This is a genomic window from Chroococcidiopsis sp. [FACHB-1243] (genome assembly GCF_014696895.1).
Taxonomy (GTDB): domain Bacteria; phylum Cyanobacteriota; class Cyanobacteriia; order Cyanobacteriales; family Chroococcidiopsidaceae; genus Chroococcidiopsis.
Genome location: NZ_JACJQX010000107.1, coordinates 1 through 6,616, shown reverse-complemented (window position 1 = coordinate 6,616; position 6,616 = coordinate 1). Strand labels below are relative to the sequence as shown.

Genomic DNA, 6,616 nt, shown 5'->3' with positions numbered 1-6,616 from the left:
TACTACTGAAGATGCTCGCGTCAAACTTAAACATCTTTATCCGATTTTTGTCACCGAAGAAACAGCTGATTTTAATGCACTATTTTAGCCTTGCCACACCACTACGTGTATTTCAAAAATCAAATATGAATCCTATAGATACCTAAAATTACAAAATTCTGTCTTGAGATAGAAACTTATTTCTATCTTATGGGGGATAGTATGAAATAAATTATATCTGTGTCATATTTGCCTGGACTTATGCACCTTTCTCTAGAGCCTCTACTGATACAAGCGATCGCCCTCGAACAGCCAAAAATTAGTAGCCCGAAGCGGCAACTAAAACTAAGCTCAGAGATGACTCAGAAGTAGAGCGGTAGAGAGAAAAAATGAGGCAAGAGTCAATATCATCCAGCAATGCCAATACCAATTTTTTGCTCGGTGGTGGCGAGATGGGCGCGCGGATGCGAGAAAAAGATTGGTCGAAAACGTCGCTGGGTATACCGCAGCAGTGGTCGCAGAGTCTGAAAACCGCCGTGCGGATTATGCTTACCTGTCGCCAACCAATGTTTGTCTGGTGGGGTGAGGAGCTAATAAATCTCTACAACGATGCCTACAAGTCTATTGTTGGTGGCAAACATCCAGAGGCATTAGGACAACCTGCTGCTGTTGTATGGCGCGAAATTTGGGATCGGGTTGCTCCCCGTGCAGAATCGGTACTGCTGAAAAATGAAGGAACCTATGATGAATCGCTGTTGCTGATCATGGAGCGCAACGGCTACAGCGAGGAAACTTACTACACGTTTTCTTACAGTCCAATCCCCGATGATGATGGTGGCACAGGAGGCATTATCTGCGCTAACACGGACGATACACAGCGTGTCATCGGCGAACGTCAGTTGGCACTGTTGCAAGAGCTAGCAGCGAAAACAGTAGATGCACGGACATTTGATGCAGCCTGTAGGCTGAGCGCTAGCTGTTTGGCAACCAATCTCTACGATCTTCCCTTCGCCGCCATATATTTAGTCGATCCAGAGCAGCAATGCCTTTCTCTGGCTGGGACGAGTGGGATCGAGCGCTTCCACGCAGTCGCCCCCGAAACAGTTGCATTAGATGAGGATTCCGTGTGGCAGTTTGCTCGGGTGTTAAAGACACAACAGGCAATGCTAGTTTCCGATCTAGAGTCGCATTTTAGCAATCTACCGATGGGTGCTTGGCAGCGATCGCCTCATCAAGCTGTAGCCGTACCAATTGCTCCCTCCGGTCAGACAGGGAAGGCAGGGATATTAGTTGCTGGTTTGAATCCGTTTCGGCTGTTCGACGATAACTACAAAGGATTCATCGATCTGGTAGCAGCGCAGATTGCTGCGAGTATTGCCAATGCCCAAGCTTACGAAGAAGAACGCAAACGGGCAGAAGCTTTAGCAGAAATCGATCGCGTCAAAACTGTTTTTTTTAGCAATGTGTCACATGAATTTCGTACCCCACTGACTTTGATGTTGGGTCCAATAGAAGAAACCTTGCTCCGCTGCTCTAGCCTCCTACCGCTAGAAGACCGCAAACAGTTGGAGATGGTGCAGCGCAACGGACTCCGCTTGCTGAAATTGGTCAATACGCTACTCGATTTTTCTCGAATTGAAGCCGGACGGGTGCAAGCCTCCTACGAACCCACCGATCTAGCTAGCTTTACCGCCGAACTAGCCAGCGTCTTTCGTGCCGCGATCGAACGAGCTGGAATGCGCTTATTGGTTAATTGCCCGCCCATACCTGCACCCGTGTATGTGGATCGGGAAATGTGGGAAAAAATTGTTTTAAACCTGATCTCAAATGCTTTCAAGTTCACGCTGGCTGGAGAAATTACCGTCAGCTTGCACTGGTTAGGCGATTGCGTCCAGCTGAGTATACAAGATACGGGAATCGGAATTCCCGCTGCCGAAATTCCCCATTTATTTGAACGTTTTCACCGTGTTAAAGGAGCGCAGGGACGCACTTTTGAAGGGTCGGGCATTGGATTATCTTTGGTGCGAGAATTGGTACAAATGCACGGTGGCACGGTGCAAGTCACCAGCTTTCTAGGATCGGGCAGTTGCTTCACGGTGTCGATTCCTACAGGGAAAGCTCATTTACCTCCAGAGCGGATTAGCAGCCCGCGAATTCTAGCTTCAACCGCATTAGGTGCAGCTCCCTATGTTGAAGAAGCATTGCGCTGGCTACCAGAAGCAGGGAGCAGGGACGAGCTGGGAGTAGGGAGCAGTGAAGAATTACACCCAACTCCCAACTCCCCAGTACGGGTGCACGGCAGTGCGCCCCTACCGACTCCCGCTTCCCCTATCTACATTCTCCTCGCTGATGACAATGCAGACATGCGTGATTATGTCAAGCGGTTGCTAGGTCGGCAATACGAAGTCAAAGCCGTATCAGATGGATTATCTGCCTTGACTGCCGTTCGCGACCGCCTTCCCGATTTGGTGTTAACTGACGTAATGATGCCGAGACTCGATGGTTTTGGACTGTTGCAAGCACTACGAGCCGATCCCCAGACCAGGGAAGTGCCAATAATTCTCCTCTCGGCACGGGCGGGAGAAGAGGCACGAGTCGAAGGGTTAGAAGCCGGAGCGGATGACTATTTGATCAAACCCTTTTCTGCCCGCGAGTTGCTAGCGCGAGTCGAAGCAACCCTGAAGCTGTCGCAAATGCGGCAAGAGGCAGCGCGGCGGGAACAAATCATACTCGAACGGGTGACGGATGCATTTATTGCCTTCGATCGCGAGTTTCGCTATACCTACGTCAACCGAGCAGCAGCAAAATTGACGCAAAAAACACCAGAAGAGTTGCTGGGTAAAACTTTGTGGGAAGTATTTCCCGATACAATTGGCAGTCGGTTTGAATCTGAATATCGTCGAGCGCTCTTCGAGCAAGTCAAGGTTGAGTTTGAGGAATATTATCAACCATACGACATGTGGGTTGAAGTTCACGCTTACCCCTCATCCAGCGGGCTTTCCCTCTACTATCGGGATATTAGCGATCGCAAACAAGCTGAGGAAGCCCTGCGAAAGAGTGAAGAACTGAAGGGACGCATTTTAGAAAGCAGTAGAGACTGCATTAAAGTTTTATCCTTAGATGGGCGACTCCTTTACGTGAATACAGGCGGCTTGGCTCTTCTAGAAATCGACAATTCTACAGCTTTCCTCGACACGAACTGGCTTGATTACTGGCAGGGTGAAGATCGCCAAAGTGCCCAAGCAGCGATCGCCGTAGCCAAAGCGGGCAATGTCGGTCAATTTCAAGGCTTCTTTACCACGGCAAAGGGCAAGCCGAAGTGGTGGGATGTCATCATCACGCCGATCCGAGATGCATCGGAACAGGTTGCACAACTGCTATCAATCTCACGCGATATCACCAAGCAAAAGCAAGCTGAAGCCGAACGCGAACAACTGCTGGAGCAGGAACAAGCAGCACGGGAAGAAGCCCAAGCTGCCAATCGAATTAAAGATGAGTTTCTGGCTGTACTATCCCATGAATTGCGATCGCCCCTCAACCCCATTTTAGGTTGGACAAAACTGCTACGTTCTCGCAAATTTGACGCACAAGCAACGGATCGCGCCCTAGAAACGATCGAGCGCAATGCCAAACTACAAACGCAACTAATTGAAGACTTGTTAGATGTCTCGCGCATATTACAAGGAAAAATGGCGCTCAACATCACCTCGGTCAACTTAACCACTACAATTGAGGCAGCTATAGAAACTGTGCGGTTGGTAGCACGAGCAAAAAACATTCAGATTCAAACTCAATTTGCCCCCAATGTAGGATTAGTCTTTGGGGATGCAAATCGTCTCCAACAAATTGTGTGGAATTTACTCTCTAACGCCGTTAAATTCACCCCGTCAGGGGGACGGATTGAGGTTTCGCTGATGGGAGTAGCTTCGGGAGTCGGGAGTCGGGAGTCGGGAGTCGGGGACAAGGGGGACAAGGAAGCAATTCCAGCCGCCAGCCACCAGCCACTCAGCAACTACCAACTACCAATTACCAATCACCAATTACCAATTAGCAACTACGCTAAAATCCAAGTCAGCGACACCGGAAAAGGAATTAATCCAGACTTCTTGCCATACGTATTTGATTACTTCCGGCAAGAAGATGGGACAACGACACGAAAATTTGGCGGGTTAGGATTAGGGCTGGCAATTGTACGCCACATCACCGAGTTACATGGGGGTACAGTCAAAGTCGAAAGCCTTGGAGAAGGAAAGGGAGCAACTTTCACCGTCAGTTTACCTCTGCTTCAGGATGAAAGCCCAGAAATGAGCGATCGAAGCGCGACTTCATCCTTTGTTTCCTGTCCTTTACAAGGTATTCGCGTGTTAGTCGTAGATGATGAAGCCGATATGTTGAATTTAGCTCAAATCGTTTTAGAACAGTATGGGGCAGAAGTGCAGGTCGCAGCATCGGCAGCAGAAGCAATGCTTATCTTCGATCGCTTCGTCCCTAACGTTTTGATTAGCGATATTGGAATGCCAGATGTCGATGGCTACATGTTAATGCAACAAATCAGGCAGCGATCGCCGCAAGCAGGGGGGCAGGTTTCGGCAATTGCCCTCACTGCCTATGCTGGAGAGTGCGATCGCCAACTTGCCCTGCAAGCAGGATTTGGGCTGCATCTGCCAAAACCTGTAGAACCAGAGCAGTTAGTGCAGGCGATCGCCGTTCTGTGCGATCGATAGTCAGCAGATATCAATCCGATCGTTTATTCAAAAAGTGACTGTAACTTACTTGCCAATTCCTCCCTGTTAGATTTTGTCCGCAGATATCGATAGACAAACCACACTGAATAGAAAATTCCGATTAGTTGAAACGTCGGTGCTAATAGTGGAATGCTGTTGAGAGCAGCCAAGACTGCAAACAACACTCTGACTGCAATTAAGGCAACAAAAATTAAAAGAATGCTCGTAATTGGTTGTTTGTATTGTTGCCAGAAGCTACTAAGGTGTTTCGGTAGTTCTGTAAAAAAAGCAACTATATTGTTACCGATCTGCCGTCCCTGCATTTCAAGTTGTTTTGTAGTCGATGGTGTTGTTAGAGATGTAGATTCTGATGTTTCTCTAACTTCTGAAGTGTCGGTCATGTATTCTGTCTGTTGCATGATTTGCCTACTTATTACTTATGATATTTATGTTCGACGCACGCTCGTACTGCTGCATCTGATGCAATATATCCATTAAGCTAGCTGATAACTAAGCCTGCTGTTTCTACCGTAAGTTATGTGTTTTTTCTACCTTCCTCACACTGAGAAATTAATAGAAGTATTCTGAGCGATCGTCCGTTAGCATTAGATATGCGAGTTGTTTCTGCTACTGGTTCTGTTTTAGTCAAATTAACTTTTAACGTCCCCTGGAATAGAATGTCTGGATTGATGAAAAAACTAAATGCTCGATCTCGCTTGCTAGATTACTGTAATCAATCCCGACATATTCAGAAGTTGCGGGCAGATTTATAATTCAGATTGAATCTTTCCCGTTTGTTAAAATGGCTACGAGCAGCTACTGTCTTCATTAGTACTACTATTAGACTATCTCTTTCAGTAGATAAAACTCGCTTTCAATTAAGTGTAAAGTGTGTTCAATTCAAGTGTAGAGTGTACGGAAACAGGTATGTTATCTGTCCTCTAACTTATGAATGCATTGTGAGATAGGGCAATACTCTAGCTACTTTGCATCTGGCATAAAACGATACAATTCAAACTCGTTTTTGATCGAGAAGAAGCTTCACTTCTCAGTCAAAAGTTTGTCTTTATCTGTTGCGTAAAAAACTTTTTACTCACTGTAAGGAATAGATGAACATGGCACTTATGAAACGGTGCGTAGCGGAGTCGATTGGGACTTTTTGGCTAGTTCTTGGCGGTTGTGGTAGTGCAGTACTTGCAGCAGCATTTACGGCAGGTGCAGCAAAACTAGGTGAGGGGACAGCAGCCCCATTAGGAATCGGACTAGTTGGTGTATCCATCGCTTTTGGTTTGACGGTACTGACGATCGCATATGCATTAGGACACGTTGCTGATTGCCATCTCAACCCAGCTGTAACTTTCGGACTCTGGGCTGGCAAGCGATTTCCTGGTTCTGAACTACTGCCATATATCATTGCCCAAGTCACAGGTGCGATCGCGGGTGCGGGTGTTGTTTATCTAATTGCTAGCGGTAAGGCGGGCTTCACTCTCACAGGCTCAAACCCATTGGCAACAAACGGTTTCGGTACACATTCACCCAGTGGTTATTCTTTAGCAGCTTGCTTCTTAACCGAAGTCGTGATGACTTTCATGTTCTTGATGGTGATTTTAGGGGCAACAGATCGCCGCGCTCCCCAAGGTTTTGCTCCCATTGCTATTGGTTTCGCACTGACCTTAATTCATCTAATTAGTATTCCTGTAACTAATACCTCAGTCAACCCTGCTCGCAGCACGGGTCCAGCACTTTTTGCTGGCTTGGAGCATATTGCTCAACTTTGGTTGTTTTGGCTGGCTCCAATTTTAGGGGCAGTCCTAGTGGGACTTTAAAGTTTTCTATGCCCAAATGAAGCCAGATTTAGCTCTATGAGCGGCAAATACATCGAAATGAGTCATCAGCCATCGCACCAGACGAAA

At 47.2% G+C, this 6,616-nt stretch carries 3 protein-coding genes; 2 read left to right on the top strand and 1 reads right to left on the bottom strand.

Annotation, left to right across the window (positions count from 1 at the left end):
• The first annotated feature begins 368 nt into the window (after window positions 1-368).
• A complete protein-coding gene (locus H6G17_RS31850) occupies window positions 369-4,703 on the top strand; it encodes an ATP-binding protein (protein WP_192162692.1) in 4,335 nt (1,444 codons plus the stop codon).
• A 23-nt stretch (window positions 4,704-4,726) separates the two neighbouring features.
• On the opposite strand, the gene H6G17_RS31845 is transcribed toward H6G17_RS31850, so the two are convergent.
• A complete protein-coding gene (locus tag H6G17_RS31845; protein WP_192162690.1) occupies window positions 4,727-5,122 on the bottom strand; it encodes a CAAD domain-containing protein in 396 nt (131 codons plus the stop codon).
• Window positions 5,123-5,818: 696 nt separating this feature from the next.
• Between H6G17_RS31845 and aqpZ the strand changes: the two genes are divergently transcribed.
• Complete coding sequence (gene aqpZ, locus H6G17_RS31840; protein ID WP_192162687.1) at window positions 5,819-6,529, top strand: aquaporin Z; 711 nt, start codon at window positions 5,819-5,821, stop codon at window positions 6,527-6,529.
• Window positions 6,530-6,616: the final 87 nt, after the last annotated feature.